Annotated in this window: 28 protein-coding genes; 16 read left to right on the plus strand and 12 right to left on the minus strand. The window is 61.8% G+C overall.

What is annotated here, in order from left to right; translation table 11 throughout:
- Positions 1-76 precede the first annotated feature (76 nt).
- Positions 77-1,621 carry a P-loop ATPase, Sll1717 family gene (locus BLU15_RS01010; RefSeq protein ID WP_143034189.1) on the plus strand — a complete coding sequence of 515 codons (1,545 nt, stop codon included), beginning with the start codon at positions 77-79 and terminating at the stop codon, positions 1,619-1,621.
- A gap of 377 nt (positions 1,622-1,998) precedes the next feature.
- Positions 1,999-3,261 carry a tyrosine--tRNA ligase gene (tyrS, locus tag BLU15_RS01015; protein ID WP_090293947.1) on the plus strand — a complete coding sequence of 421 codons (1,263 nt, stop codon included), beginning with the start codon at positions 1,999-2,001 and terminating at the stop codon, positions 3,259-3,261.
- A 589-nt stretch (positions 3,262-3,850) separates the two neighbouring features.
- Here the strand turns inward: tyrS and BLU15_RS01020 are convergent.
- The gene (locus tag BLU15_RS01020; RefSeq protein WP_226020687.1) at positions 3,851-4,201 is read right to left on the minus strand and encodes a winged helix-turn-helix transcriptional regulator; all 351 of its coding nucleotides are present in this window, start codon (positions 4,199-4,201) and stop codon (positions 3,851-3,853) included.
- 166 nt (positions 4,202-4,367) lie between these two features.
- On the opposite strand from BLU15_RS01020, the gene BLU15_RS01025 reads away from it, so the two are divergent.
- Positions 4,368-5,249, plus strand: coding sequence for an NAD(P)-dependent oxidoreductase (locus tag BLU15_RS01025; RefSeq protein ID WP_060600926.1), 882 nt, complete (start codon positions 4,368-4,370; stop codon positions 5,247-5,249).
- Between the two features lie 135 nt (positions 5,250-5,384).
- Here BLU15_RS01025 and BLU15_RS01030 read toward each other — a convergent pair whose 3' ends face one another.
- Positions 5,385-6,116: an LssY C-terminal domain-containing protein gene (locus BLU15_RS01030; protein ID WP_090293949.1), complete on the minus strand. Its 732-nt coding sequence runs from the start codon at positions 6,114-6,116 to the stop codon at positions 5,385-5,387.
- Between the two features lie 218 nt (positions 6,117-6,334).
- The gene (locus tag BLU15_RS01035) at positions 6,335-6,922 is read right to left on the minus strand and encodes a J domain-containing protein (RefSeq protein ID WP_034788490.1); all 588 of its coding nucleotides are present in this window, start codon (positions 6,920-6,922) and stop codon (positions 6,335-6,337) included.
- A gap of 677 nt (positions 6,923-7,599) precedes the next feature.
- Here BLU15_RS01035 and BLU15_RS01040 point away from each other — a divergent pair.
- Positions 7,600-7,812 (plus strand): cold-shock protein, encoded by a 213-nt coding sequence (locus BLU15_RS01040; RefSeq protein WP_034788487.1) that lies wholly within the window; start codon positions 7,600-7,602, stop codon positions 7,810-7,812.
- Between the two features lie 327 nt (positions 7,813-8,139).
- Here BLU15_RS01040 and dusA read toward each other — a convergent pair whose 3' ends face one another.
- Positions 8,140-9,231 (minus strand): tRNA dihydrouridine(20/20a) synthase DusA, encoded by a 1,092-nt coding sequence (gene dusA / locus BLU15_RS01045; RefSeq protein WP_090293951.1) that lies wholly within the window; start codon positions 9,229-9,231, stop codon positions 8,140-8,142.
- Between the two features lie 175 nt (positions 9,232-9,406).
- Positions 9,407-10,609, minus strand: coding sequence for a glycosyltransferase family 25 protein (locus BLU15_RS01050; protein ID WP_090293953.1), 1,203 nt, complete (start codon positions 10,607-10,609; stop codon positions 9,407-9,409).
- On the opposite strand from BLU15_RS01050, the gene BLU15_RS40575 reads away from it, so the two are divergent.
- The 7 genes from BLU15_RS40575 (at position 10,608) to BLU15_RS01080 (ending at position 14,168) form a co-directional block, all read left to right on the plus strand.
- The gene (locus BLU15_RS40575) at positions 10,608-10,730 is read left to right on the plus strand and encodes a hypothetical protein (RefSeq protein ID WP_256386558.1); all 123 of its coding nucleotides are present in this window, start codon (positions 10,608-10,610) and stop codon (positions 10,728-10,730) included. The two genes, BLU15_RS01050 and BLU15_RS40575, sit on opposite strands and share 2 nt — an antisense overlap.
- Before the next feature lie 187 nt (positions 10,731-10,917).
- Positions 10,918-11,310, plus strand: a complete 393-nt coding sequence (locus BLU15_RS01055) for a hypothetical protein (protein ID WP_060584956.1) — start codon at positions 10,918-10,920, stop codon at positions 11,308-11,310.
- Between the two features lie 110 nt (positions 11,311-11,420).
- Positions 11,421-11,657 (plus strand): hypothetical protein, encoded by a 237-nt coding sequence (locus tag BLU15_RS01060; RefSeq protein WP_234798742.1) that lies wholly within the window; start codon positions 11,421-11,423, stop codon positions 11,655-11,657.
- A 193-nt stretch (positions 11,658-11,850) separates the two neighbouring features.
- Positions 11,851-12,087, plus strand: coding sequence for a DUF982 domain-containing protein (locus BLU15_RS01065; RefSeq protein WP_082566472.1), 237 nt, complete (start codon positions 11,851-11,853; stop codon positions 12,085-12,087).
- 327 nt (positions 12,088-12,414) lie between these two features.
- Positions 12,415-12,621, plus strand: coding sequence for a hypothetical protein (locus BLU15_RS01070; RefSeq protein WP_034788476.1), 207 nt, complete (start codon positions 12,415-12,417; stop codon positions 12,619-12,621).
- A 254-nt stretch (positions 12,622-12,875) separates the two neighbouring features.
- Complete coding sequence (locus BLU15_RS01075) at positions 12,876-13,562, plus strand: fumarylacetoacetate hydrolase family protein (RefSeq protein WP_060520644.1); 687 nt, start codon at positions 12,876-12,878, stop codon at positions 13,560-13,562.
- Between the two features lie 75 nt (positions 13,563-13,637).
- Positions 13,638-14,168, plus strand: a complete 531-nt coding sequence (locus tag BLU15_RS01080; protein ID WP_060520643.1) for a gamma carbonic anhydrase family protein — start codon at positions 13,638-13,640, stop codon at positions 14,166-14,168.
- Between the two features lie 50 nt (positions 14,169-14,218).
- On the opposite strand, the gene BLU15_RS01085 is transcribed toward BLU15_RS01080, so the two are convergent.
- Genes BLU15_RS01085 through BLU15_RS01095 form a run of 3 tightly spaced genes read right to left on the minus strand, consistent with a single transcriptional unit; the run spans position 14,219 to position 16,342 of the window.
- Entirely contained in the window at positions 14,219-14,614 is a 396-nt protein-coding gene (locus BLU15_RS01085; RefSeq protein ID WP_034788467.1) for a Fur family transcriptional regulator, read from the minus strand.
- Positions 14,614-15,444, minus strand: a complete 831-nt coding sequence (gene znuB / locus BLU15_RS01090; protein WP_034788464.1) for a zinc ABC transporter permease subunit ZnuB — start codon at positions 15,442-15,444, stop codon at positions 14,614-14,616. The genes BLU15_RS01085 and znuB overlap by 1 nt, the downstream gene beginning before the upstream one ends.
- A complete protein-coding gene (locus BLU15_RS01095) occupies positions 15,437-16,342 on the minus strand; it encodes an ATP-binding cassette domain-containing protein (RefSeq protein WP_060584952.1) in 906 nt (301 codons plus the stop codon). Before BLU15_RS01095 ends, znuB begins: the two co-directional genes overlap by 8 nt.
- A gap of 183 nt (positions 16,343-16,525) precedes the next feature.
- Here BLU15_RS01095 and znuA point away from each other — a divergent pair, with 183 nt between their 5' ends.
- The 3 genes from znuA (at position 16,526) to BLU15_RS01110 (ending at position 19,262) form a co-directional block, all read left to right on the plus strand.
- Positions 16,526-17,527, plus strand: coding sequence for a zinc ABC transporter substrate-binding protein ZnuA (gene znuA, locus BLU15_RS01100; protein WP_090293954.1), 1,002 nt, complete (start codon positions 16,526-16,528; stop codon positions 17,525-17,527).
- Between the two features lie 320 nt (positions 17,528-17,847).
- Positions 17,848-19,050: a GTP-binding protein gene (locus tag BLU15_RS01105; protein WP_034788454.1), complete on the plus strand. Its 1,203-nt coding sequence runs from the start codon at positions 17,848-17,850 to the stop codon at positions 19,048-19,050.
- A complete protein-coding gene (locus BLU15_RS01110) occupies positions 19,050-19,262 on the plus strand; it encodes a hypothetical protein (RefSeq protein WP_060600944.1) in 213 nt (70 codons plus the stop codon). Before BLU15_RS01105 ends, BLU15_RS01110 begins: the two co-directional genes overlap by 1 nt.
- Positions 19,263-19,297: 35 nt before the next feature.
- On the opposite strand, the gene BLU15_RS01115 is transcribed toward BLU15_RS01110, so the two are convergent.
- Together BLU15_RS01115 and BLU15_RS01120 are read right to left on the minus strand one after the other, a co-directional pair.
- Complete coding sequence (locus BLU15_RS01115; protein ID WP_089044173.1) at positions 19,298-19,699, minus strand: RcnB family protein; 402 nt, start codon at positions 19,697-19,699, stop codon at positions 19,298-19,300.
- A 124-nt stretch (positions 19,700-19,823) separates the two neighbouring features.
- The gene (locus tag BLU15_RS01120) at positions 19,824-21,452 is read right to left on the minus strand and encodes a glycoside hydrolase family 43 protein (RefSeq protein WP_060600947.1); all 1,629 of its coding nucleotides are present in this window, start codon (positions 21,450-21,452) and stop codon (positions 19,824-19,826) included.
- 345 nt (positions 21,453-21,797) lie between these two features.
- Here BLU15_RS01120 and BLU15_RS01125 point away from each other — a divergent pair, with 345 nt between their 5' ends.
- Together BLU15_RS01125 and BLU15_RS01130 are read left to right on the plus strand one after the other, a co-directional pair.
- Positions 21,798-22,373 carry a TRAP transporter small permease subunit gene (locus BLU15_RS01125; RefSeq protein ID WP_034788445.1) on the plus strand — a complete coding sequence of 192 codons (576 nt, stop codon included), beginning with the start codon at positions 21,798-21,800 and terminating at the stop codon, positions 22,371-22,373.
- The gene (locus tag BLU15_RS01130) at positions 22,370-24,190 is read left to right on the plus strand and encodes a TRAP transporter large permease (RefSeq protein ID WP_034788443.1); all 1,821 of its coding nucleotides are present in this window, start codon (positions 22,370-22,372) and stop codon (positions 24,188-24,190) included. Before BLU15_RS01125 ends, BLU15_RS01130 begins: the two co-directional genes overlap by 4 nt.
- 82 nt (positions 24,191-24,272) lie before the next feature.
- Here the strand turns inward: BLU15_RS01130 and BLU15_RS01135 are convergent, their stop codons facing one another.
- Both BLU15_RS01135 and BLU15_RS01140 read right to left on the minus strand, forming a co-directional pair.
- Positions 24,273-24,686, minus strand: a complete 414-nt coding sequence (locus BLU15_RS01135; RefSeq protein WP_090293957.1) for a cupin domain-containing protein — start codon at positions 24,684-24,686, stop codon at positions 24,273-24,275.
- Between the two features lie 149 nt (positions 24,687-24,835).
- The gene (locus tag BLU15_RS01140) at positions 24,836-25,942 is read right to left on the minus strand and encodes a TRAP transporter substrate-binding protein (protein WP_034788435.1); all 1,107 of its coding nucleotides are present in this window, start codon (positions 25,940-25,942) and stop codon (positions 24,836-24,838) included.
- Between the last annotated feature and the right edge of the window lie 18 nt (positions 25,943-25,960).

A 25,960-nucleotide genomic window follows, 5' to 3' on the forward strand; every position in this document is an offset into this window, starting at 1 on the left:
CAATCAGAAGGGGATTGCCAAATCTGAGATGCATCTTAAATTGCATCTCACGAAACAGAATTTGGTGGGGAATCAGTTGACTCTAAAAAGCATCAATTTTGGCGACGTAGACGCCAAGAACGAAATCCTTAAGAACTCCAGAACCGGAGACAGAACGTTCTTCGATTCATACTCAATTCCTGAAAGAATAGATATTGAAAAGTACTTAAATGGAGAGAGGTATTTTATACTTGGGCTGAAAGGCACAAGGAAGACTGCTCTTCTAAGGTATTTACATGACAAAGTAACCAGAGAAGGAGATCATTCCGAGCTAATACTGTTCAAGACACACGTAACCGAGGAAGACAGGCAAAAACTTTCTGCAAGCGCAGGGTATCAAATAGTAAGCGTGAATTATGTGTCTGCATTCATTCAAGACTTCAAGGAACCTTGGAAATGGTTCTTGTATCAAAAGATAGCAGCAAAATTAAGAGATACTGGTTATAATGACGCGCTTTCTATAAAATTATACAAATTAACCGGATTAACTGAGAACAAAATTGGTGGCGCAATCGGAGCAATGTTCTCCAAACTTTCGTCAGGAACGCTTAAATTCTCGGGAGACGCGCTTGGAATAGCACTTGAACTCGGCGTGGAGATAGTATCAAGTTCGGGAGACACAGGAAAGGCGTCACTTTCTGATATAAACAGGGCATGTTCTGAGATACTGAAGAACCTAGAACAACGCCAGAATTTATATGTATTCTTTGATGAACTTGAGCTATTTTATCAAACTCAAGAACAATTCAATCGAGACCGAAGAATCATTAGAGACTTAATATATGCAATCTCTCACATAAACGCCGAATCTGCAGAATATGGCAGGCGTATATTCCTCATTTCATCCCTCAGAACTGAGGTTCTTCATTCAGTTTTGGAGCTTGGGCATGAAATCGGTCGTGACGTTGATGACTACGGCGATCGATTAGACTGGTCGTCCTCAACCGACGGCCCAGAGCATCCTCTTTTGAAGATTGTAGCTCGGAAGATAGCCGTTTCGTCAGAAACGGAGGTAGACGATGTCTGGAATAAATTCTTCCCAGAAAAAATCAACAACCAAGACTATTTTAAATTTATACTCAATTCATCCTACTACAGACCACGGGACATCGTTAGATTGCTCCGAGTTGCGCGGGACTACAACAATGAATCCGATTCATTTACAACAGCCCACTTTGACCAAACGTCCTTGGAGTATTCTAGGCAAACATGGCTTGAAATTACAGAGGAGCTGTTAGCCTCTTACCGGCCAGAACAAATTGCCGCCCTCCAAAGGTTCTTCCTGGGTTTCAGTACTCATTTTAGAAGAAACGACATTGAACAGAGAGCAACCATAAAGTACAAGAATGATATAGAGATAAATGAATTATTCAACAAGAGAGATATAAGTAGGACACTTTCCGATCTTTATCGTATCGGTGTTCTTGGAAATGACTTCGTCGTCAAGAACAATATGGGAAAAGTAAACCATAGAAATCGTTGGGTATTTAGGGGAAACACGACGCTAAACGATGCGGAAAGAATGACAATACACAAGTCACTTTGGAAACATTTGTCGATGGTGCCTGGAAGTGCAACTTGAGGTCCCTGACTAGCTGCTGCCTAGCTTAGGTTGGCCGTATTCTCACCAATACGAGAGCACGCGAGCGAATATAGACATCCCGAGGCGAGGGGCGGCAGTTGGCGGTGCCGGCTGGCAAGCTTGGTTCGATCTGGAGTGATTGTACTTGCCCGAGTCGGGTTTGCCGCTGAAGAACTTCCAACGGCGACACGCCCTTGCCGCCTCCCCCATTCCCCGCTACAACCTCCCGCATGATCAAGACCGCGCTCATCGCTGCCAACTATTATGCGACGTCTCCATAGGGAGCGGCGCGTTTCGATCATGTCTTGAAACAAGCCGCCGTCAGGCGGCTTTGTTTTGTTCAGTGCTCCCTGGCGGCATAGCCATGGAGAGTACCGATGACCCATTCCGACATTCCCACCGATGCCTTTGAGCCACGCTCCGCGATCACACGGACGCTGGTCGAGCGCGGTTATATCAACCAGGTGACCGATCTTGCGGGCGTCGACGGCGCCTTTGCGGCCGGCGTCGTGCCGGTCTATGCCGGTTTCGATGCGACGGCGGACAGTTTGCATGTCGGCCATCTCATGCCGATCATGGCGCTGCGGCGGATGCAGCAGGCCGGTCACAAGCCGATCGTGCTGATCGGCGGCGGCACCACGCGCATCGGTGATCCGAGTTTTCGCTCGGCAGCAAGGCCGATGCTGTCGGAGGAGGAAATCGCGGCCAATGTCGCCGGCATAAGGAAAGTGTTCGAGCGGCTGCTGACCTTCGGCGACGGCCCGACCGATGCTGTCATGGTCAACAATGCCGACTGGCTGGACCGGATGGCCTGGATCGACATGCTCCGGGATGTCGGCAAGCATTTCTCCGTCAACCGCATGCTCTCCTTCGACAGCGTGAAAACGCGGCTGGAGCAGCAGGAGAACCTGAGCTTCCTTGAGTTCAACTACATGATCCTGCAGGCGGTCGATTTCCTCGAACTGTTCCGCCGCACCGGCTGCCGGCTGCAGCTCGGCGGGGGCGACCAGTGGGGCAATATCGTCGGCGGCGTCGATCTCTTGCGCCGGATCGAGGGCGCGGAAGTCTTCGGCATGACCACGCCGCTCCTGACCACCGCCTCGGGCGTCAAGATGGGCAAGACGGCGGCCGGCGCGGTCTGGGTCAACGAAGACCGCCTGTCGCCCTACGACTACTGGCAGTTCTGGCGCAACGCCGAGGATGCCGACGTGGTGCGCTTCCTCAAACTCTTCACCGAACTGCCGATCGACGAGATCGAAAGGCTCGGTCGCGCCGAGGGTGCGGAACTGAATGCGGTGAAGGAGCGGCTTGCCAACGAGGCGACGGCACTGGTGCATGGGCGGCAAGCGGCCGATCATGCACAGCAAACGGCGCGGCAGGCTTTCGGGCGAGGCGAAGCCGCCGCGGGCTTGCCGACCGTCGAACTCGACGACGCCGAGCGCACTGCCGGCGTGATGCTGATCGACCTGCTCGTCCGGGCCGGGCTGGCGGCATCGAAGAGCGAAGCGCGGCGGGCGATCTCAGGCCGCGGCGTCCGCATCGACGGTGAGGTCGCCGAGGATGGCGACGGACTGCTGACCGTCGACGGGCGCCCGCGGCGGCTCTCGCTCGGCAAGAAGCGCCATGTGGTGGTGAAGTAGCGGTTCTCCGCGACGACCACAGCCTCACCGCCCTCAACCCGGCGCTTGTTTTGGACCCTCCTCGCGCCACATCTGCGGCGCGGGGGATGCGTCGGCAAACCAAAGCGCCTGTGTGCGCTGGCTCGGCATCTCCTGCCGCGCCGACGCGCGGCGGCTGGGTCTCTGTGACAGGCACAGAGATGAGGGTGTAGGGGACGCAGCCGCAGAGATCGTGGCTGCATGGGCGTGACGACGGTAACCGGCGGCGCTCTCATGGAAGCGGGTCACGCGTCACCACCGTTGCCGAAGACGTGCCGGGATTACCCTACCGCCCTCATTCCTGTGCCTGTCACAGGAGTCCAGCAGCGCCGCATCTGCGGCGCGAAAGGCCTACTGCCAAAAAGTTTGCCGGAACGAGCCGCCGCAGTTTTCCGCCGTGCGGCCGCATTGGTACGGGATCCCTGTGACGAGCAGAGATGGACGGGGCTGCAGCCGCCAAGATCGCGGCTCCGACGGCCCGGACAACACATCGGGGCTGTGGCGGGCGACATCGTGGCACCAACGCCGCTCGAAAGTGAGCCCGCCCACGGCCACGCCGACGTCGCGGCGATCAGCCCACCGCAACCGCCCTCGCCTCGACCTGCCCTGCGTCGTCGCCAAACTCCTCGCCCCACTTGCAGAGCGCATCCGCCGCCACGTTCAGCGCGGCACCGCGTTTGGTCAGCGAATAGACCACCTTTGGCGGCGTTTCCGGATAGGTGGTGCGGCTGACGAGGCCATCGGCTTCCAGTTCGCGCAGTTGCTGCGCCAGCATCTTCTCGCTGATGGCGGGCATCGCCTGACGCAGGCGGCCGAAGCGGCGCGCGGCCTTGCCGAGTTCGCAGAGGATATCGACCTTCCACTTGCCCTCGATCGCCCGCAGCGCGGTCATGAAACCGCAGTTTTCCATGGCATCCGTCACGTCATCCTCCCTTACGCCGGGGTAACCACTTACCCGCGGGTGCGTATTGCGACCCGATTGTCCCGTCTTACGTCTCAGCCGCGACGACAAATGCGTCGCCTCGAACAATCGAAGCGGGATGCGCGTAGCGAGCGCCGATCCCGCACCAAGGATATGGAGACTGGATATGCAACCTGCAATCAGCGTTTTGGGAATGGGGCGGATGGGGTCGGCATTGGCGCATGCGCTGCTGAAGGCCGGGCACCCGACGACGGTGTGGAACCGTACGCCGGCAAAGGCCGCGCCGCTCGCCGCAGCCGGAGCCGAAGTGGCGGCCAGCGTACGCAACGCCGTCACAGCCTCCGACATCGTCATCGTCAATGTCAGCGACTACCAGGCGACGCAGAGCCTGCTGCGCGACCCTGACGTCACTGGCACCCTCAAGGGCAAGCTGATCATCGAGCTGACCTCCGGCACGCCCGACGGCGCCCGCGAGGTGCAGGCTTGGGCCGGGCGGCATGGCATCCGCTACCTCGACGGTGCAATCCTGGCGACTCCCGATTTCATCGGCACCGAAGCGGGTACGCTGCTCATCTCCGGCCCGGCCGCGGCGTTTGAGGAAAGCCGCGCAGTGCTCGGCGCGCTCGGCGGCAATGTGCAGCATATCGGCGCTGATCCGGGCCTTGCCAACGCGCTCGACAGCGCGGTGCTCGCCCTGATGTGGGGCGCGCTGTTCGGCGCGCTGCAATCGATCGCCGTCTGCCGCGCCGAGGCGATCGATCTCGAAACGCTTGGCAAACAATGGTCGGCGACGGCGCCTGTCATCGATGGCCTCGTCGCCGACCTGATCAAGCGTAGCGCCGCCGGGCGCTATACGGCCGACGACGAGACGCTTTCCTCGGTCTCGCCGCACTATGGCGCCTTCCACCATCTGGTCGAGCTGATGGCCGCCCGCGGCATCGACCGGACGATCACCGACGGCTACGAGGCGATCTTCCGCCGTGCCATCGACGCCGGCCACCTGCACGACGATTTTGCATCGTTGTCGCTGTTCATGGGGCGTCCGTAACGCGTAGGTGACGGGGCGCGCGCCGTCCGCTGTGCCGCCCCGCACCACGATCTTTCAGATTTGCGCTTTAAGCCTTTGATCCATCGCCGCGTGCTGCGCCTGCCGCGCCCTTGCGCCGAGTACAGCGGTGGGCACTCACTTCGCGGCCTCCGCACCGCCCCCTTCGCCTGCCGGCTTGAGTACTCCGACCAAGGTCTTGCCGTCGGTGAAGTAAGGATCGCCGCCGCCGTTGCGGCCCGATGTGGTAGCGCCGACGCCGGGGATCTCATAGGTCGATGCCACCTGCCCGGCCTTGTCGAGGTCGTCGATGACCAGATTGCGTTCGGCATCGAGATCGGGGCCGATGTGGTGGGTGATCTGGCCGGTATCGTGGCTGAGGCCGACGCCGCGGTCGAAGCTGGCCGAACCGAGCCAGAGCGGGCCGCTGCCCTCCACAGGCTTGGTCGTCTGCCAAAAGCGCACATGGTTGCGCTGGTCGGCGCTGTGGCCGACCGGCTTCTCGAAGGCCAGGTCCTGCTTGCGCCCCTCATAGAACAGCGGGCTGACGGGCGCGTCGAGATCCGGCCGGTCGAGCACGACGCTGAGGCCGATATCGACCGAGGACCTGAGCGTCACCTTGTCGGCGGCGTCCCATCCGGCCGCGGCGAAGGCGCGGATGATCTGCTCCTTGGAGCCGACCAGCCCGACATTGATCGGGTCGCCGGGAATGCCCTGCTCCGTGGACGTTACCATGGGATTGAGCGGAGCCCTGCGCCTGGAATCATGGAAGACCCAGAGTTCCGGGACGAGAAAATAGCTGACCGCGAGATAGGCGGCGAGCATGGTCGCCAGCAGGAAAACGGCTGCACGCATGTGTGAGCGGCTCATGCCACTCTCCTTCGCTCCAGACGATGGCAGAGGTCCCGGCTATCGGACACAGACGAAGACTATGGCACCGATGGAGGCGACTGCACAGCGGTGCCACAAAGGCGAACGCCGGTGATATCAACGCCGCCGATCGCGCCGGCCGAAAGCCAGGTGTCCGGATCGCGGGTGTCGTCGTCGTCCCGGCGTACTTACCACAGGCAAAGTCGAGACGGCGCCGCCTACTCCGCCGCGTGCGCCTTCACCTCCAGCGCCTCAAGCTCGTAGGAATACCCCTCCAGCATTTCATAGGCCTGCTCGATCGTCTTGATCTGCTCGTCGGTGCTCTTGATCGCCTCGGCGATCGAGCGCGAGCGGGCGCGCAGCATCGAGCCGAGCACGTCGGTCTCCGGCCGGCGGCCGAGGCGGTCGAGGTGCTTGCGCACGCGGGCCCGGTGGCGCTCGAGTTCGAGGATATGGAAGCGGCTCTTGACGATATCGTCCGAAAGCTTGCGGCGCATGGCGGCGACAGGATCGAAGCTGCCGGGCTCGCGCTCGTCGAGGATGAACTCGTTGACCAGCGTTTCCAGCATCATCAGGCCCTTGAGATCGCGCGCGTCGGCCAACTGCGGATCGTAACCGGTGTCGTCATAGACCTTGCGGCGCACCGGATCCTTGAGCAGCTCATAGGCCACCTGCAGTCGCGCGAACTGTTCGGGATCGCCGCCGGAATCCGGATGCGCGGATTTCGCCGCCTTGCGATAGGCGTTGCGGATCGCCTGATTGTCGGCGTCGCGTTCCAGTCCAAGCAGTTCGTAAGGGTCGATCACGCTGTCCCTCTCCGTATGTCACTCTCGCCACCAGCAAGACCTGGCCGGCGCACTCTCACCAATTCAGCCCCGGCGATACTTCGTCCGCACGGCGACACCTCGTCCGCACGGCGATACTTCGTCCGTCCTCGCGGCCGCCCGTCTGCGCCACTGGCTACGCCATCGGCGGCCAAGACGGAACCAACCTTCGGTAAAACCTGCGCGTTATCCCGGGGATGCGCAAGTGTTATGGAGAGGCGCAAGCCTTCCCCCCGGCAGTCCGCCCCCAAAACGCAAACGCCCGTTGGCGGCGCGCACGTTCGGTCGCGGTCGGGACGAAATTGTGTCCGGAAACCGGCCGTCCCCGATTTTTCTCCCTGCCCGGAAAGCGACGGTCGAGAACGGGCCAAAGCCCTGCAAAGACAGAGGCTGGACGGCTTCCCGCGGCGCACAAGGCGCTTGCCTTTTTCTGCAAATCCTGTCACTTCTTGCCCCGTTCGGGCGATTTCTATCCCGGAGACTGGACTTTCAACTGCGCCCGGCCTTGTGTCGGGACCGCCGGCAGCGGCACCGTAGACGTCTTTTCCCCGATATCGTGACCACTCGACGCCTTTCCGCTTGCAAGCGGAAGACGAGATGCCCACATCCCCCAGGGGGCGCGGGCAACGCAAATTGACTGAAGGAAAAGGACTTCTTCCATGGCCACCAAGGGCATCGTAAAATTCTTCAACCAGGACAAGGGCTTCGGCTTCATCACGCCGGATGGCGGCGCGAAGGACGTGTTCGTACACATCTCCGCCGTTCAGGCCGCTGGCCTCGCTACGCTCAAGGACGGCCAGCAGGTCACCTTCGACACCGAGCCGGATCGCATGGGCAAGGGCCCGAAGGCCGTCAACATCCAGGCTGCCTAAGCCGGATCGTCCAGTCGGACATTCATTTGGAAACGGCGCTCCGCAAGGGGCGCCGTTTTCGTTTGGGGGGCGCCTCAGCCCCCACGGATCCGTTCCTAAACCCGGCCTTATAGGCAGCGGGTCTCCAGAAGCAGCTCCAGCCCCTCCGCCATGCTTGCGCTCGACCCGAGCATCCAGAACCAGAGGCGCCATCTTCTCTCGACGCAGCAAAGCCTGCGCCGGACGCGCGGCCCAATGAGCGCTCGGGCGAACTCGAGGACGACAAACGGAGAGGTCTGCGGCACTTACCCTCGAACGCCCCGCGGCGCCCGCACACTCGGCGACCGCCTACTCCGCCGCCTGCTTGGCCGCCGTCGCCTCGAAGACCGCGTCGAAGGCCGCGTAGATAACGTCCGGCCCCGCGCCCTGGCGGGTCGCATCGGAGGACAGGATCTGGCGATAGCGTCGCGCACCCGCCCAGCCCTGGAACAGGCCGACCATGTGGCGGGTCACGTGGATCAGCCGGCCGCCATTGGCGATATGCGCAGCGGCGTAATCGGCCATGGCGTCGCGGACCTCCGCCCAGAAATCAAGATCGAGACGATGGCCGCGCTCTGAGAAGGTGGCGCCGTCTTCGACGATTGGCTTGGCGCCAGTCAGCGGATGCGGGAAATGGCGATCGGCCGCTGTCAGCATGGCGCTGTCGTGATAGGCAGCACGGCCGAGCATGACGCCGTCCAGATGCGGAAGCTGCTCAAGCGCCTGATTCAGGGTCTGAAGACCGCCGTTGATACCAATGAAAAGATTGGGATTTTCCTGCTTCAGCCGATACACAAGGCCATAGTCGAGCGGCGGGACCTCGCGGTTCTCCTTGGGGCTCAGGCCCTGTAGCCAGGCTTTGCGGGCATGCACCCAGACGGCGTCTGCGCCGGCATCGATCACCTGCGCGACGAGCGTGCGCAACGCCACTTCCGGATCCTGGTCGTCCACACCGATACGGCACTTGACCGTAACCGGGATTTTAACCGCCGCCTTCATCGCCGCCACGCAGGCGGCCACCGTTTGCGGCTCCTGCATCAGACAGGCGCCAAACGTTCCGGATTGCACCCGGTCCGACGGGCAGCCGACATTCATGTTGATCTCGTCATAACCGAAGCCTTCGGCGATCCGTGCCGCCTCCGCCATCTTCGCCGGATCGTTACCACCGAGCTGCAGCGCCACCGGATGCTCGGATACGTCAAAACCGAGCAGCCTCTGCCTGTCCCCCCGCAGGATCGCCTCGGCGACGATCATTTCCGTATAGAGCAGCGCATGCTTCGATAGCTGCCGCGCGAAAAACCGATAGTGCCTGTCCGTCCAGTCGATCATGGGCGCAACGGCGAAGACCGGTGCGTTGAAATACGCCTTTGTGCGCGCAGCTTTTCCTGCGGTCTCAGTCATCTTTCGTGCGTCTCTTGTTCAATGGCCGCGGCAAGGGCAGCGCCGAATATTCGCGCATGCCGCCAGCAGGCATTATCTAGTGTTGCCGGGCTTATATAACGCGACGCCGAAGAAAGCGAGCTTTAGACACCTACGGCAATGAGAGGCAACGAGGAGGCCTCAGCAACGCGACCCGTCAGCCAAAGGGAACGGTCGTCCAGCGGTAGCGAATGCTGCGCAAGAGGAACGGCGGCAACGCCGCCACCTGCAGTGACAGTCGCTTGCACTCGCGCCAGAGCTTCTGATGTATCTTGAGCCTCAACTTCACGCGAGCCGCTGCTCCGGCCGGCTTGCGGATCGTGCTTCCATGCGCCGGGTCGGCGCTGTCGAGAAGCATGCCCTGGATGCAGACGGCCGGATAGAGCTGATGAATGCGGCAGTCGTCCGGCCGCGGCACCTCATCGTCGAACATGAAATGATCGACAGGGCATGGAAACGCCCCTTCCGAAAGCTCAAGCAGTCTTTTTGCATAGTCCCGAGAGATGACATAGCCGCCCGTGCCGACATGGCATCCCCGCAATGCATGGATCGTGCGCCCGGCATCGGCGAGCACACGGGCACGGCTGAGAAACACCTTCTGCCGGAAAGTTTCGATCTTCAGCAGGCCCACCTCGGCCGGGATCCAATCCGATGACGACAGCGCCTGGGTTGCGCTCGGCGAAAAGAAGACATCGTCCTCGATCACCGCGCCATAGGCATCGCTCCCTTCCGCGATGATGGCCCAGCACTTCCGATGGCTCATGAAGCAGGCGATTTCAGCCTTGTTCATCCTCTTCCACTGCTTCGACACCGGCTGCATCGCGAACACGGCGTCATCGAGCTCTCGCCCGTCAACGGCAGCCACGCGCTCAAAATTCAGGCCGAAGGTGGAAAACTGGCTTCCGATGTGGATCAGTCGCTCAGGAGAACGGTCGAGATTGATCACCAGGCAGCGCATGGATACCCCCTGCTTCCTTCCATCTTGACGTGTGTGGGCCGAAGGCGCACGCCGCTTGGTCAGCCGATCGCGCCCGATCCTCGGAACTGCGAAAAAACGCTCCGAAATCAACGGCAGGGTAACCGAACCCATCGTCGGGATTCGTACAACTGCGCGACGAGCTACCACGGATCGCACGGCGTCACAACGATCAGCGCTGCAGCGACAAGCGCCTGCGTTGCGACAACTCCCCTGAGCTCCTCGCGATACGGCACTGACGGGGCCACCAGCAAGGTGCCGGCAACACGGCCGCCGCCGATAGCCTCCTGCCGACGGCGGCTCCGCGCCGGGCATGGTTTCCACTTTGTTAAGAAGAATCGCACATCTTGCCGCCTCGACTGGATCGTCATCGGAGCGAAACATGAGCTACGATTGGAGCGGCGCAGGGCGCCGACGGACAATAGCGACCGTCATCGGCGCCGCATTTCTGCTGCTGGCGCTGGCGGCCACGGTCGCTGCCGCGGTTGGCACAAGCCTTTTTTGAGCGACAAGCGCTTTTTGCGCATTCGTTTCACAAAGGACGAAACTCGCAATTGCCAACGGAAAGAAGGCAGATGATCGGCTCGCCTCAGCCCCGCCGCTACGCACAGCACGGGGTTGACGGCGACCGCGGACAGGACTAGGGCAGCGTTCCTGTATCGTTACCGGTCACAGGAATAAGGACAGACGGCATGAAACGCGCGATCGCGGCACTTCTCACGCTTCTCTTGGCCGGGTGCCAATCGATGGAGTTGGAGGCGCCTGAGGTCGCAAAACCCCGGCCGACCGCCCCGTCCGTTCCGACGCTTTCGGGCGATGCGCTCCAGGCCTTCCTCGTCGGCAAGACGCTGCGGTATAATCTCAACGGCGTCAACTCCACCTTCTTCCCCGACGGCCGCTACGGTTATCGTGACTACGAGGTGCGCGATGGCGGCAGCTACACGATCACCGGCGACGAGGTCTGCATCACCTTCGAGGATGGCGGCCGGCGCTGCGACCAGTATGCGCAGATCGGCTCCGACTATTACCGGATCGAGGAAGGCGGTCGCCGAACCAAGGTGGACCGCGTCGTCCCGGCGGCCTGACAATTCCGACGGCAACGGGCGTGCCCGTATAACCCCTCATTCCCGAGGGGTTCAATTCGCCGGCCTTCTGCCATAGTGCGCGCGGGAATGCGGCCTTGTGGGAGGGACGGGTGGCCCCATTGCGAGCGACACAATGCCTGGCGCTGTCGAAGGCCGACATGGAGCGGTTGCAGCGCGTCTTTGACGCGCTTTGCATCGAACAGGGCTGGGCGCGAGACGGGGAGCCTGCGCGGCGGCATGCCAGGATGCTGATCGACGACTATCTCGCAGGCAATACCAGCGAAGGACGCCTGCTTATTGCCGGTCGCGCCTTCGCCGAAAGCTTGCAGCGTGGCATCCCCAGATAACGCCAATCGCGGCACTCGCGCCAGGCGGAGCGGCCGCCGGCGGCAGCCTGTCCTGCCATAACCGAAAAGCTGCTTACAAAACCGAACTCCTGCGCTACATTAGCAAGATCGACTGCCGACCTTCTCGAGAGGAGCCAGAGGCCGGCGGTCGCAAATGCCGATGTTCATTGAGATGATCTCGAGGAGGAGACGCATGCAATTAGTCTGGAAACAGCCGATCGAACTCGACTTCGTTAGCGGCGATTGCCGCACCGTCAAAGGCCCCTCAGACGCCCTCGCCTGCCTTGCAGACCACTGGCCTCGCCGCGGACCATTCTATGTGGCCGCCCGCAGTGCCTGCCGCGCCGCCATCGACGGCCGTCGCACCGCAGAAGAGGCCCGATCGCTGTTCATCTCGGCCGCCGAAGAAGCCGAGTTGCCTACGCACTAACGCGCCTACCGGCGCTGAACGAAAGGTGCCGCTGGAAGGCGGCGAGCGTTTGCCATCGGGCAAGCGACACGATGACTTTTTTGATTGAAACCTTCGGCCTTTGACGGCCGCGTACGATTATTCAGGCTCCGGGCATTCGCCCAGCAAACGCATCATTTCAGCACATTACTGCCCAATCTCGGGTGATTTTTCCAGAAATGGCCCGATTTCTGTCGTGAAGCATTCATTTCTTTCTACTATATTCTGAGGTGCCTCACAAAAACCAATTTCGGAGCGCCTTAGTCCCATTAAGGGAATTCAAGAAAAACGATATACGGGAGAGAACATATGAGCGAGAGCAATCTCTATCGCATCGTTGAAGTCACCGTGAAGCGTGAAGGTGGCCGTCGTGATCTCGGCATCATGACCGTGCGCCAGGCCCTTGAGCTTCCCCAGGTCCCCAGCCTCGAATACAGCCATCCTGAACTCAACTCGCGTTCGGACGGTCGGTTCCTGACCCGAGACCAGCTTCAGGCCTACGCTCATTGCGCCTGACTTTGCCGACGATGGCATCCTTTCGGATGCCGTGATCGCGCGCGCCCAGGCGGGCGCGCCTTAATCAAAATCTTCGTCCCCAATCCTTGTTCTTAATTTTTCTGCGGATCGATTCCGATTCGCGGATTTATGCAGTAACGTCCGGATTCTCTCTTGCCTCGCCTCAACCGAAATCGGCCAACGGCGAACGCCCAACAAACGCGCGGTGCTCTTCCTGTCGGTTGCGACAGGCGGACGCCCAAGACCGGACGATCATGGAAACAATCATCCCCCCACCGCTTCCCGTGCTGCTGCCGATTTCCGGCAGCCTCGTCGGCTTTCCGGTTCGCCGGGTCTATTGCGTCGGCCGCAACTATGCAGCCCACGCGATCGAAATGGGCCACGACCCGGACCGCGAGCCGCCGTTCTTCTTCCAGAAGAACCCGGACAACCTGCTTGCAGCCGGTAGCGCCTTCCCCTACCCGCCCTTGACCACCGACGTTCATCACGAGGTCGAACTGGTCGTCGCCCTGAAACGTGGCGGCAGCAACATCGCCGTCGAGGACGCGCTCGATTGCGTCTACGGCTATGCCGTCGGCATCGATTTCACCCGCCGCGACCTGCAGGCGGAGGCGAAGAAGGCTGGCAAGCCCTGGGCTGCAGCCAAGGCGTTCGAGCATTCCGCCCCGCTCTCGGCGATCGCATCGGCCGAAACGATCGGCCATCCGCTCAACGGCAATATCTGGCTGAAGGTCAACGGCGAACTCCGCCAGCAGGGCGATCTCGACCAGATGATCTGGAAAGTGCCGGAAATCATCGCCGAACTCTCCAAACTCTTCACGCTGGCCCCCGGCGACGTCATCATGACCGGCACGCCCTCGGGCGTCGGACCGGTCGCGCGCGGTGACGAGGTCACCTGCGGCGTCGATGGGGTTGCGGCGCTCGCCGTCAGCGTCGTCTAACCGGCTCACTTCCGGCAGGCGGCCCGCCGCCTGCCGGCCGGCCCCGATCGGGCATGTTGCGAAAGGACAGAATGGATGCCGCTTTACGCCCTTGGATCACTTCGCCCACAGACGCCGCCGAAGGGCAGCTATTGGGTGGCCCCGGACGCCAATGTCATCGGCCAGGTCGAGATCGGCGAAGAGGTCGGCATCTGGTTCGGCGTAACCCTGCGCGGCGACAACGAGCCCATCCGGCTCGGGGCGCGCACCAACATCCAGGAAAACGTCGTCATCCATGTCGATCCCGGTTTCCCGGTGACGATCGGCGAAGGCTGCACCATCGGGCACGGCGCCATCATCCATGGCTGCACCATCGGCGAAAACTCGCTGATCGGCATGGGCGCGACCGTGCTTAACGGCGCCAAGATCGGCCGCAACTGCCTGGTCGGCGCCAATGCGCTCGTCACCGAAGGCAAGGAATTTCCGGATAATTCGTTGATCGTCGGCGCGCCGGCCAAGGCGATCCGCACGCTGGATGATGCGGCGGTCGAAGGCTTGAAACGCTCGGCAGCGCATTACGTCAAGAACTGGCGGCGTTACGCCGCCGACCTCACCCGGCTGGACTGAGCGCCAAACACCTCAAGGTAGGCTTTCCACGGGCTCTGAAGGAGTTGCCCTTATGCGCAGCTCTGGCAATGGCCGCGGATCTCGATCGTCGTCTTCTCGGTCTTGAAGTTCTGCGCCCGCGTCAGCGTCGAAAGCCGCTGCTCGATCGCCTCGTCATGAAACTCGGTCACCTGGCCACAGCCTTCGCAGATGGTGAAGGCGGTGACGCCGTGATCGTGTTCGTGGTCATGCGGGCAGGAACAGGCGACGAAGGCATTCAGGCTTTCCAGCCGATGCACGAGGCCATATTCGAGCAGTTTGTCGAGTGCGCGGTAAACCTGCAGCGGGGCGCGGAAGCCGTGATCGCGCAGCTTGTCGAGAATGGTGTAGGCGCTCATCGGCCCTTCGGAGTGGCTGAGCGCATCCATCACCAACGTCTGGTTCTTGGTCAGTTGCGGCGTAGCCATTAGTGGTGCCCTCCAGGCGTGGAATGATGCGCCGCCTCGAGCGGGCGGCGGCCGATCGGTAGCAGACTCAGAACGAAAAGCCCAACCGCGGCAACAACGATAGACGGTCCCGACGGGGTATCCCAGTGAAGCGAGCCGAAAAGTCCGCCGGTGACGGCGAGCGCGCCGATGACCGATGCGAGTACCGCCATCACTTCCGGCGAGGTCGAGAAGCGCCGTGCCGTTGCCGCCGGGATGATCAGCAGCGAGGTGATGAGCAGAATGCCGACGATCTTCATGGCGATCGCAATCACCAGCGCCATCAAGAGCATGAAAAAGAGCCGCGTGCGTTCTGGCTTCAGACCCTCGGCTTCCGCCAGTTCCGGATTGACGGTGGAGGCCAGGAGCGGCCGCCAGAGATAGACAATCGCGAATATGACGAGGATGCCGCCGCCCCAGATGATGTCGATGTCGGACTCGGAGACCGCCAGAATGTCGCCGAAGAGGAAGCCGACGAGATCGATGCGCACCCAGGTCATGAAGGCAACGATGACGAGGCCGAAGGAAAGTGCTGAATGGGAGAGGATGCCGAGCAGCGCATCGGTCGACAGCGCCCCGCGCCGCTGCAGGAAGAGAAGCAGTACCGAGACCACGGCCGCGACGATGAAGACGCTGAGCATCAGGTTGAGCTCGAGCAGCAGCGATAGCGCCACGCCGAGCAGCGCCGAATGGGCCATGGTGTCGCCGAAATAGGCCATGCGCCGCCAGATGACGAAGCAGCCGAGCGGCCCGGCCATGACGGCAATGCCGATGCCGGCGATCAGCGCGCGCACGAAGAAATCGTCAAGCATCGCGCTTCTCCTTCACGTCATAGCCGTGCAGCCGCGAATGGTGGCCGCAGCCGCAATCCTCGCCGTGGTCGTGCACGTTTTCCTCATCGTCGTGGTGATGGCCGTCACCGGGATAGCAATGTTCGGTGATCGAACCGTCCGCATGCAGCACCCGGCCGTCGGGCAAATGGGTGTGGTCGTGGTGGTGGCTGTAGACCGCAAGCGTATTGGCGGCCCGCCTGCCGAAAAGCTTCTGATATTCCGGGCTCTGGCTGACCGCCTGCGGCGTGCCGCGGCAGCAGACATGGCCGTTGAGACAAACGACCGTATCGGTCTCGGCCATGACGATATGCAGGTCGTGCGAGATCAGGAGAATGCCGCAGCCTGTGCGGTTGCGGATCTGCTTGATCAGTTCGTAGAGCGCAATCTCGCCGCTGAAATCGACGCCCTGCACCGGCTCGTCGAGCACCAGCAGGTCCGGCTTGCGGGCAATCGCGCGGGCGAGCAGCGCGCGCTGGAACTCGCCGCCGGAGAGATGCTGCACCTCGGATTTCGCCAGATGCAGCACGCCGGTCGCCGACAGCGCCTCCTCGATCTCCCGCCCCTTCAAGGGGCCGGTCAGCGTCATCAGTCGTTCGACCGTCAAAGGCAGCGTCCAGTCGACGGCAAGCTTCTGCGGCACGTAGCCTACTTTCAGGCCCGGCTTGCGCTCGACATAGCCCTCATCCGGCTTCAAAACGCCGATCGCCGCCTTCGCGGTCGTCGATTTGCCCGAGCCGTTCGGGCCGATCAGCGTGACGATCTCGCCCGGGCTGATCGAGAATTCGACGCCACGCACCAGCCAGCGACCGTTGCGGCGCACGCCGGCATTGCTGAGATTGACCAGCGGCAGCGCTTCTGGGGAACGGAAATTCAGCATGAAAAAATTCCGGATTGCATGGTTGCCACTGGCTATCGCACACGTTATAGCATAACGCAATTGATGTAATAACATTACATGGCGACTTCAAGGCTGGCAACGGCCCGTTGGAGTAACAGTTTTGCATGCCCGAAGCGCGCCTGGCCGATGTGGCAGGCACGCCAATCAAGCCCGGAGAACCCGATGAAATCGACATCCGCCCTGCTTTTTGCCTCTACCATGCTTCTTGCGGCACCCGCCGCAGCGGACAGTCCCAATGTGGTGGTTTCGATCAAGCCGATCCACTCCCTTGTCGCCTCGATCATGCAGGGTGTGGGCGAGCCGTCGCTAATCGTCGAGGGCGCCGCCTCGCCGCACACCTACAACATGAAGCCTTCGAACGCCTCGGCCCTGCAGGCGGCAAAGGTGGTCTTCTGGGTCGGTCCCGGCCTCGAAGCCTTCCTCGACAAGCCGCTCGACGCCTTGAGCAGCGGCGCAAAGGTGGTGGAGCTCAGCGAAGCGCCCGGCATCGAGAAGCTGAAATTCCGCGAAGGCGGTGCATTCGAGGCGCATGACCACGGCGACGAAGGCCACAGTGAAGAAGGCCATAGCGAGGAAGGCCACAAGCATGCCGAGGGCGAAGCGGGGCACGATCACGGCCATGACCACGATCACGGCCACGGCGATGCCGATCTGCACATGTGGCTCGATCCCATGAATGCCAAGGCGATGGCCGCCGAGATCGAAAAGACGCTCACTGAGGCCGATCCTGCCAATGCGGGCGGCTACAAGGCCAATCTGGACGCCCTGAACAAGCGCCTGGATGCGCTCGACGCCAAGCTCACGGAAACCGTGGCACCGGTGAAGGACAAGCCCTTCGTCGTCTTCCACGACGCCTACCAGTATTTCGAGCACCGCTATAAGGTTCGCGTCGCCGGCTCGATCACCGTCAGCCCTGAGGTCCTGCCCGGCGCGGATCGGGTGTCGCAGATCCATGCCAAGATCAAGGAACTCGGTGCCACCTGCGTCTTTGCCGAGCCGCAGTTCGAGCCGAAGCTGATCAATGTGGTGATCGAGGGAACGCCGGCGAAATCCGGTACGCTCGACCCGGAAGCCGGCACGCTGGAGGCCGGCCCGGATCTCTATTTCCAGATGATGGAAGGGATCGGCACCTCGCTGAAGACCTGCCTCGCCTCGGCAAGCTGACCCGACCTCCCAAGGCGGTCTCGGTGGGCGCTCGCTTGGCTCGGCTATACGGGCGCCCGCCCCTCTCTCTATCATTCTCGGGATTGGCCATCCTCGGCGAGATGGGTGCAGAACCGGGCCGCCTGCTGGAACCTCGGGTCAAGGAGGATTGACGGAAAGACTAGCCACAGGCGACCGAGAGATTGGAACGGCGACCTGCCGGCAAGTTGGGTTCAGCCCAGAGGTCCGGTGCCAAACTTCGCACTCGTATCAGGCGAGCAAACGCGCTCGCCTTTTTAACCGACGGTATTCGTAACGATATAACATACAGGAACCAATCGATGGAAAAGCTCCCTGTCACCGTTCTCTCCGGCTTTCTTGGCGCCGGCAAGACGACACTGCTCAACCACGTGCTTTCCAACCGCGACGGGCTGCGCGTCGCCGTCATCGTCAACGACATGAGTGAGGTCAACATCGATGCGGCGCTGGTGCGTGATGGTGGTGCCGGTCTGTCGCGCACGGAAGAGCAACTGGTGGAAATGACCAATGGCTGCATCTGTTGCACGCTGCGCGACGATCTCCTGAAGGAAGTCCGCAACCTCGCCGAACAGAACCGCTTCGACTATCTGCTGATCGAATCGAGCGGCATTTCCGAGCCCCTGCCCGTCGCCACCACCTTCGATTTTCGCGACGAGGACGGTGAAAGCCTGGCCGATGTCGCGCGGCTCGACACGATGGTGACGGTGGTCGATGCCGCGAACCTGCTGGCCGACTATTCCTCGCTCGATTTCCTCGCCGACCGTGGCGAAACGGCGGGCGAAGGCGATACACGCACCCTCGTAGACCTCCTGGTCGAGCAGATCGAGTTCGCCGATGTGGTGGTCTTGAACAAGGTCGGCACTGCGACGCCCGAGCAGGTGGATGCCGCGCGCAAGATCATCGTCGGGCTCAATCCCGATGCGCGGTTGATCGAAACCGATTTCGGCAAGGTGAACCTGCGCGAGGTGCTTGGAACCGGCCGCTTCGATCTCGCCAAGGCCGAAGAACATCCGCTCTGGTACAAGGAACTGCACGGCTTCAAGGATCATATCCCGGAGACCGAGGAATACGGCATCCGCTCCTTCGTCTATCGCGCTCGACGTCCGCTCGATCCCATGCGCTTCCAGGCCTTCCTCAACCGTTCCTGGCCGGGCGTGCTTCGCGCCAAGGGCTTCTTCTGGCTCGCCACCCGACCGCATTATGTCGGCGAGATCAGCCAGGCCGGCCCGCTTGTGCGGACCGGCAAGATGGGGCTCTGGTGGTCGGCCGTGCCTCAGGAGCAATGGCCGCGCGAACCAGGTTTCCTGAAGGCGGTCGGTCCCTACCTGGACCCGGTCTGGGGTGATCGTCGCCAGGAGATCGTCTTCATCGGCGCCGACCCGATGGACGAGGCGGAGCTTCGTGCCGAACTCGATGCCTGCCTGATCGCCGACGAGCGCTTTCGTCCGGAACGTTGGCGCGATCTTGCCGACCCCTTCGCCAGCTGGTCGCCACGGGCCGCCTGATGGCAGACGCCGCGCGCGTACCGCGCCGACCGCGCTTCACCTGCATGGCGCTCAACGCCGCCGGGCGGCCGGTGCCGATGTTCGATCCGTTTCTGGGAGATGAACCCGCAGATGGGGACGCGCCGGAAGCGGCAGGCGCTATCGAACTCCTGCTTTTTGGCGACCGGCAAAACCCACGCGCCGGTTACCGAAAAGGCGAAGGGGCGGCGTGAAAACGCCGCCCCTTCGCTGAACCCAGAGTGCCTTATCAGCGTGCTGCCGCCAGGCCGACAATGACGCCGGTGGCAAGGCTGATCAGCAGGAAGTCGTTGCCGGACCGTACCCATTGCTGGCCGCGCGGCGGCTGGCGAAGCTTGTAGTAACGGTAGTCGCGCACCTGCGCCATGTGGCGGCGCTCGGCCGGCGACAGGCGATGGCCGCGCGCCCAGCGCTCCTTCTTCTTGACGATCACCCGCTTTTCGATCGTGACGTGCTTGTCGACGTGACGATCCACGCGGCGGTCCATGTGACGATCGTAATCGCGATCGACGGATCGACGCGAACGATCATAGTTCTGCGCCACCTCGAAGGATCCTGCCGGCTGGGCAAGGGCTGCGACCGGCGTAATCAGAACGGAGCTGGCGACGAGCGCGATCAGGAGACGTTTCATTCGGGTGTCCTTTCTTTGTCTGCACCCGAAAATTAGACCCCGCTTCCTGAACCGAATATGAAACTCTACATTACAAATGCGTAATGATATCCATCACTTATTCCATAATTCTAATGTTTACAGATCAACTTGCCGTAAGGCTGACGTAGCGGAAGCGGTCGAAATCGGCAGCCTTGCCCGCGCCTGAGGTATCGAAGGCGAACATGCCGGCGAAGGCCCCGGTGAAGGATCCATGCTCGCCGCGGCCGCCCTCGTCGGAGACCACGCCCGCATCGAGAACCGGGCCGATCGGCTGCCAATCCACCGCTGCGGTCGCCCGCCAGAAGAACTGCAGGTCATTGTCGCGAACGTCCATGGCGAGGTCGATCGGACCATCGGGAATGGCGATGCCGCTGCCGACGGGGAACTGCAGCCGGCCGTGCGGAAAATCGCCGGGGCATGAGAGGATCGTCAGCGCCCGGCCCAACGTTTCGTGCCAGGTGATGCCGAGCGCATGGAACTTGTGGCGATTGTAGTAATGCGTCAAACCTGCAACCTGTTGGTAGGTTACGGCCGTGAAATCGACCGTCGTCTCGGCGCGGAAGGAATGATGCTCCTGCCGCCGCGCGACCAGCGCCTGCTCGAACCAGCTGCCGATGCTCTCTCTGCCGAACAGCCTGAGGTGGCCCGGCCGCCATTCGAGCGAGAAGATCCGCTCCGGTTCCGGCGTACGCAGCCATTGGAACTCGACGGGCAATGCCTGGCCGTCGAAATGCGTTTCCGCGATCACCGGTGTCGGCACCTGCCCCGTCGGTCCCGGCGCCGGCACGAGCACCTCCGGCACCGGGCCGCCGTTTTCGAGATAGAGCCAGCCATCATCGCGCCAGACACATTTTTGCAGGGCCGTCTCGCGACCGAGCGTGCAGCGCCGTCCGGGAGGCAGCGGTCGGCCGGTCAGATGCGTATGATAGGCCTGCCCATCTGGCGTCTCGACATATTGGCCGTGGCCCGCGCGCTGCAACGGCGCTTCGGGGTGGTCCTTCGACGTGATCAGAAAGATATCCGGATGCATCTCATAGGGGCCGTCGATCGCGCGTGAGCGGGCCATGGTGACGGCGTGGTCGTAGCCGGTCCCGCCTTCCGCCGTCGTCAGATAATACCAGCCGTTTCGCTTGAACAGATGCGGCCCCTCGACGAGGCCGAGTGGTGAGCCGGCAAAGATGTTCTTCACGGGGCCGACGAGCCTGCGTGTCCGTTCGTCCCATTCCTGCAGCAGGATGCCGTCAAAGGCCGGATGTTTCGGCGAGCCACCGAAGCTTTCGGTGCGGTGGTTCCACTGCATGTTGAGGAACCACTTGCGGCCGTCGTCATCATGGAAGAGCGACGGGTCGAAGCCGGAGGAATTGACGTAGACCGGATCCGACCAGGTCGCCTCGATCGCCTCAGCCGTGACGATGTAGTTGTGCGCGTCCTTGAAGTTGCCGTCGAAGCGCTTGACGTCGGTGTAGACCAGCCAGAACAGGCCATCGTCATAGGAAAGACACGGCGCCCAGACGCCGCAGCTATCCGGGTTGCCGCGCATGTCGAGCTGGCTTGCCCGCTCCAGCGGCCGGCGGACGAGTCGCCAGTTCACCAGATCCCGCGAATGGTGGATCTGCACACCCGGGTACCATTCGAAGGTGGAGGTCGCGATGTAATAGTCGTCGCCGACACGGCAGATCGAAGGGTCCGGGTTGAAGCCCGGCAGAATGGGGTTTCGGATCATGGCAGTCATGGTTCAGGCGTCCTCCCTTGGCGGCGCCATCCGACCTCAAAAATCATACAAATTCAAGCCTGCAACGTTGCAGTAATTCGCGCGTCGTATCGCCTGTGACCGGCTTTCCACATCGATTCGCTCGGCGATGTGCACCTTAAGGCGGCTGACGATCGCCGTGCCTCGCCGTCTGCAACCGGATTGCACAAACAATGGGCAAAGCGCTGGATCACCCTATTCTACTTTAGTCGGAGGCGGCCGAACTACACGGGAAAATCGCACCTCAGACTTGAACGTGCGCTTGAAATCGGCACTCTGGCTATGCTTGGCACAAGAACCATAAAAGCCATCGCGGGGAGGAAATCGATGAGAGCTTTGCTCGGCTTTAGCCGACTTATAGACACGATCACGGAATTTATCGGAAAGAGCGTTTCATGGCTGATCCTGGCCGCTGTTCTCGTCAGCGCCGGCAACGCAGTGATCCGCAAGATCTTCAACATGTCGTCGAATGCCTGGCTCGAGGCGCAATGGTATCTGTTCGGCGCCGCCTTCATGTTTGCGGCCGCCTATACCCTGAGCCAGAACGAGCACATCCGCATCGACGTGGTCTACGGTCAGTTCTCGCGCCGCGTGCAGCATTGGATCGACCTTCTTGGGCACCTCCTCTTCCTGATGCCCTTCGTGCTGCTCGTGCTCTATTACCTCTTCCCCTATGTGAAGATGTCCTACGTCTCGGGCGAGGTCTCATCATCCGCCGGCGGCCTGATCATCTGGCCGGCCAAGGCCATCCTGCTCTTCGGCTTCCTGCTGCTGGCCTTCCAGGGCGTGTCGGAGATCATCAAGAAAATCGCGATCATGACCGGAAACATGGAAGACCCGACACCCTATGTGCCGACCCATGCGCCGCTTGACGATGTCGTGTCTCCGGAGACCCGTCCATGATCGAATTCATTGCTGAAAACCTGGCGCCGATCATGTTCGCGTCACTGATCGTGTTCCTGCTTTTGGGATACCCGGTCGCCTTCTCGCTCGCCGCCAACGGCCTGCTTTTCTTCATCATCGGCGTCGAACTCGCGCCGCTGTCGGATTCGATCAACCTCTCCTGGCCGCTGCTCAACGCGCTGCCTGACCGGTTCTGGGGGGTGATGTCGAACGACACATTGCTTGCCATCCCCTTCTTTACCTTCATGGGGATCGTGCTCGAGAAATCGGGCATGGCGGAAGACCTGCTCGACACGATCGGCCAGCTCTTCGGCCCGATCCGCGGCGGTCTTGCCTATGCGGTCATCTTCGTCGGCGCGCTGCTTGCAGCCACGACAGGCGTCGTTGCCGCCTCGGTCATCGCCATGGGCCTGATCTCGCTGCCGATCATGTTGCGCTACGGCTATGACCGGAAGGTCGCCTCGGGCGTTATCGCGGCTTCCGGCACGCTCGCCCAGATCATCCCGCCGTCACTCGTGCTCATCGTTCTTGCCGACCAGCTCGGCCGTTCGGTCGGCGACATGTATGCCGGCGCGCTGATCCCGGGCCTGGTGCTGACCGGACTGTACATGGTCTACATCCTGATCATGACGATCCTGAAGCGTGACTCCATGCCGGCCCTGCCGCTGGAAGCCCGCACGCTGGGCTCCGGCGTTACCTCGCTGTTCATCGCGCTCGCGGTCGCAGCCGGCATTGCCTATGCCGCCCACGTCTATCTCTACCCGACCCAGGGCGAGAACGCCGATATCCTCGGCGGCACAGTGGGCGTTGCCTTCATCTATATCGTCGCCCTGCTCGACCGCGGCCTGAAGATCAATGCGATGTCGAGGCTTGCCCAGCAGGTCATCATCGTGCTGATCCCGCCGCTGGCGCTGATCTTCCTCGTCCTCGGCACCATCTTCCTCGGCATCGCAACGCCGACCGAAGGCGGCGCCATGGGTGCAGTCGGCGCGCTGATCATGGCGGCCGCCAAGGGTCGTCTCAATCTGGACGTCGTGCGCGGCGCACTGACGGCAACGACAAGGCTTTCCGCCTTCGTGCTGTTCATCCTGATCGGTGCACGCGTCTTCTCGCTCACCTTCTATGGCGTCAACGGCCATATCTGGGTCGAGCACCTGCTGACGGCGATGCCGGGCGGCGAGACCGGCTTCCTGATTGCCGTCAACCTGCTCGTCTTCTTCCTGGCGTTCTTCCTCGATTTCTTCGAGCTCGCCTTCATCATCGTGCCGCTGCTTGCGCCCGCTGCCGACAAGCTTGGCATCGACCTCATCTGGTTCGGCGTGCTCCTCGGCATCAACATGCAGACGAGCTTCATGCACCCGCCCTTCGGCTTCGCGCTCTTTTACCTGCGCTCGGTCGCGGCCAAGGTGCCCTATCTCGACAAGATCACCGGCAAGTCGATCCAGCCCGTTACGACCGGCCAGATCTACTGGGGTGCCGTACCCTTCGTCGGTATCCAGATCGTGATGGTGGGCCTGACGATCATGTTCCCGCAGATGGTCATGCACTACAAGGGAACCGGAACGGGCGTCGATCCGAACACCATCAAGATCGAGGTGCCCGGCTTCGGCGCCGGCGGTGGCGGTCTCGGCCTGCCCGGCGGCCTGCAGCTTCCAGGCGGCAGCCCGCTCGACCAGAAGCCGGCCGATCAGGGTGGAGCCCAGCCGCAGACCGCTCCGTCGAACGACCTCAGCCAGCCTCCGTCGTTTGGCAGCCCGGGTGCCCAGCCACAGCCGGCCCCCTCAAACGACCTCAGCCAGCCGCCGTCGTTCAAGTAGGACCGCTGGCAGACAGAAAAGCAAAGGGCGGCCGATAAGCCGCCCTTTCCATTTCTACAATCGCTGAGACGACCGAACTCGTTCAATCCAGCCGCTTGGCCGGATTGTCGCGGTACCAGTCGACGATCATCGGCATCGCCTCCTCGAATGGACCGCCGACATAAACGTTGAGCAGCCCCATGCGCGCTTCGCTCTCGTTCTTGAAGTCATGCATCGTCCCGCGCGGGATGACGAACAGCGAGCCCTTCGGCTTCTGGTGCCAGATGTCGCCGACGAGCACGCTCGCCGTGCCCTCGATCACGTAGAAGATCTCGTCGTTGTCGTCGTGCTTGTGGGCGCCCGGTCCCTCGTGCCTGGCATCGAGCCACCATTCCGAGACCGAAAATCGACCAGCGGTTTCAGCGCCATCGGCTTTGAAGACCGCCTGGATGGCGCCCATGTCGTAGCGGCGACCCTCGTCGGGGCCGAGCACGACCGATTGGCCTTCGCTTGGCATGGCTCTTCCTCCGTCCTGTTGAGGCAGCAACCTTACCACGAAATGCGCTCAGTACGGCGCGCAGCAATACGCCGTGCGCGCGGCAACGAAAAAGCCGCCCGCAACGGATATCGCGAACGGCTCGTTTCAATCGGCAATGAGGGGAAAGCTTAGAGCTTGCCGCCGCGCTGCTGGATCATCATGAAGGTGTCGTAATTGTATTCGGCGATCTGGGCGTTGAGGTAGTACTCGCCGCGGAAGGCCTTGATCGAGTCCCAGATCTTCTTGAAGGTCGGGTTCGAGGCTTCCATCTCCGCATAGACCTCGTTGGCCTTGTCGAAGCAGGCTGACAGGATTTCGGCGCTGAACGGGCTGAGCTTGGCACCCGAAGCCACCAGGCGCTTGATCGCCGAGGGGTTCAGGTAATCGTACTTCTGCAGCATGTTCGCGTCAGTGGCGTGGCAGGCGGTGCGCAGCAGCGACTGGTAGTTCTTCGGCAAGCCTTCGAAGGCCGCCTTGTTGAACATGGCGTGAACCGTCGGACCACCTTCCCACCAGCCGGGATAGTAGTAGTAGGGCGCAACCTTGTAGAAGCCAAGCTTCTCGTCGTCATAGGGGCCGACCCATTCGGCAGCGTCGATGGTGCCCTTTTCCAGCGCCGGGTAGATGTCGCCGCCGGCGATCTGCTGCGGCACGACGCCGAGCTTCTCGACGACCTTGCCGGCGAAACCACCGATGCGCATCTTCAGGCCCTGCATGTCGGCAACCGTCTTGATTTCCTTGCGGAACCAGCCGCCCATCTGCACGCCGGTGTTGCCGCCGGGGAAGCCGACGAGGCCTTGGGTGCCGAGGAACTCGTTGAAGAGGTCGATACCGCCGCCATGGTAGTGCCAGGCGTTCATCCCGCGCGCGTTGAGCGCGAAGGGAACGGCTGCACCGAGCGCCCAGGTTGGGTCCTTGCCCCAGTAATAGTATGCGACCGTGTGGCAGGCTTCGACCGTACCGGCAGCAGCCGCGTCAGCGGCCTGCAGGCCTGGAACGATTTCGCCGGCAGCGAAGACCTGGATCTGGAAAGCACCGTCGGTTGCCTCCGAGACGTATTTCGACAGCACTTCGCCGCCGCCATAGATCGTGTCGAGCGACTTCGGGAACGACGACGCCAGGCGCCAGTTCACCTTCGGGTTTGCCTGCGCGATGGCCGGCGTCGCAAGCGCGGCTGCACCTGCGGCCGCCAAGCCGCCGAGGCTTGCGTTTTTAATGAATGAACGGCGATCCATGGTTCCTCCCCTAGTTCT

Source organism: Ensifer sp. YR511, assembly GCF_900103045.1.
GTDB lineage: Bacteria > Pseudomonadota > Alphaproteobacteria > Rhizobiales > Rhizobiaceae > Ensifer > Ensifer adhaerens.

Bases quoted from the DNA above. Each gene is read 5' to 3' on its own strand.
- BLU15_RS01105 (WP_034788454.1), top strand. From the start codon at position 17,848: ATGGAAAAGCTCCCTGTCACCGTTCTCTCCGGCTTTCTTGGCGCCGGC.
- BLU15_RS01040 (WP_034788487.1), top strand. From the start codon at position 7,600: ATGGCCACCAAGGGCATCGTAAAATTCTTCAACCAGGACAAGGGCTTC.
- BLU15_RS01140 (WP_034788435.1), bottom strand. From the start codon at position 25,942: ATGGATCGCCGTTCATTCATTAAAAACGCAAGCCTCGGCGGCTTGGCG.
- znuB (WP_034788464.1), bottom strand. From the start codon at position 15,444: ATGCTTGACGATTTCTTCGTGCGCGCGCTGATCGCCGGCATCGGCATT.
- BLU15_RS01115 (WP_089044173.1), bottom strand. From the start codon at position 19,699: ATGAAACGTCTCCTGATCGCGCTCGTCGCCAGCTCCGTTCTGATTACG.
- BLU15_RS01025 (WP_060600926.1), top strand. From the start codon at position 4,368: ATGCAACCTGCAATCAGCGTTTTGGGAATGGGGCGGATGGGGTCGGCA.
- BLU15_RS01085 (WP_034788467.1), bottom strand. From the start codon at position 14,614: ATGGCTACGCCGCAACTGACCAAGAACCAGACGTTGGTGATGGATGCG.
- BLU15_RS01065 (WP_082566472.1), top strand. From the start codon at position 11,851: ATGCAATTAGTCTGGAAACAGCCGATCGAACTCGACTTCGTTAGCGGC.
- BLU15_RS01125 (WP_034788445.1), top strand. From the start codon at position 21,798: ATGAGAGCTTTGCTCGGCTTTAGCCGACTTATAGACACGATCACGGAA.
- BLU15_RS01070 (WP_034788476.1), top strand. From the start codon at position 12,415: ATGAGCGAGAGCAATCTCTATCGCATCGTTGAAGTCACCGTGAAGCGT.
- BLU15_RS01110 (WP_060600944.1), top strand. From the start codon at position 19,050: ATGGCAGACGCCGCGCGCGTACCGCGCCGACCGCGCTTCACCTGCATG.
- tyrS (WP_090293947.1), top strand. From the start codon at position 1,999: ATGACCCATTCCGACATTCCCACCGATGCCTTTGAGCCACGCTCCGCG.
- BLU15_RS01095 (WP_060584952.1), bottom strand. From the start codon at position 16,342: ATGCTGAATTTCCGTTCCCCAGAAGCGCTGCCGCTGGTCAATCTCAGC.
- BLU15_RS01055 (WP_060584956.1), top strand. From the start codon at position 10,918: ATGAAACGCGCGATCGCGGCACTTCTCACGCTTCTCTTGGCCGGGTGC.
- BLU15_RS01080 (WP_060520643.1), top strand. From the start codon at position 13,638: ATGCCGCTTTACGCCCTTGGATCACTTCGCCCACAGACGCCGCCGAAG.
- BLU15_RS40575 (WP_256386558.1), top strand. From the start codon at position 10,608: ATGAGCTACGATTGGAGCGGCGCAGGGCGCCGACGGACAATAGCGACC.
- BLU15_RS01030 (WP_090293949.1), bottom strand. From the start codon at position 6,116: ATGAGCCGCTCACACATGCGTGCAGCCGTTTTCCTGCTGGCGACCATG.
- BLU15_RS01135 (WP_090293957.1), bottom strand. From the start codon at position 24,686: ATGCCAAGCGAAGGCCAATCGGTCGTGCTCGGCCCCGACGAGGGTCGC.
- BLU15_RS01075 (WP_060520644.1), top strand. From the start codon at position 12,876: ATGGAAACAATCATCCCCCCACCGCTTCCCGTGCTGCTGCCGATTTCC.
- znuA (WP_090293954.1), top strand. From the start codon at position 16,526: ATGAAATCGACATCCGCCCTGCTTTTTGCCTCTACCATGCTTCTTGCG.
- BLU15_RS01050 (WP_090293953.1), bottom strand. From the start codon at position 10,609: ATGTTTCGCTCCGATGACGATCCAGTCGAGGCGGCAAGATGTGCGATT.
- BLU15_RS01130 (WP_034788443.1), top strand. From the start codon at position 22,370: ATGATCGAATTCATTGCTGAAAACCTGGCGCCGATCATGTTCGCGTCA.
- dusA (WP_090293951.1), bottom strand. From the start codon at position 9,231: ATGACTGAGACCGCAGGAAAAGCTGCGCGCACAAAGGCGTATTTCAAC.
- BLU15_RS01120 (WP_060600947.1), bottom strand. From the start codon at position 21,452: ATGACTGCCATGATCCGAAACCCCATTCTGCCGGGCTTCAACCCGGAC.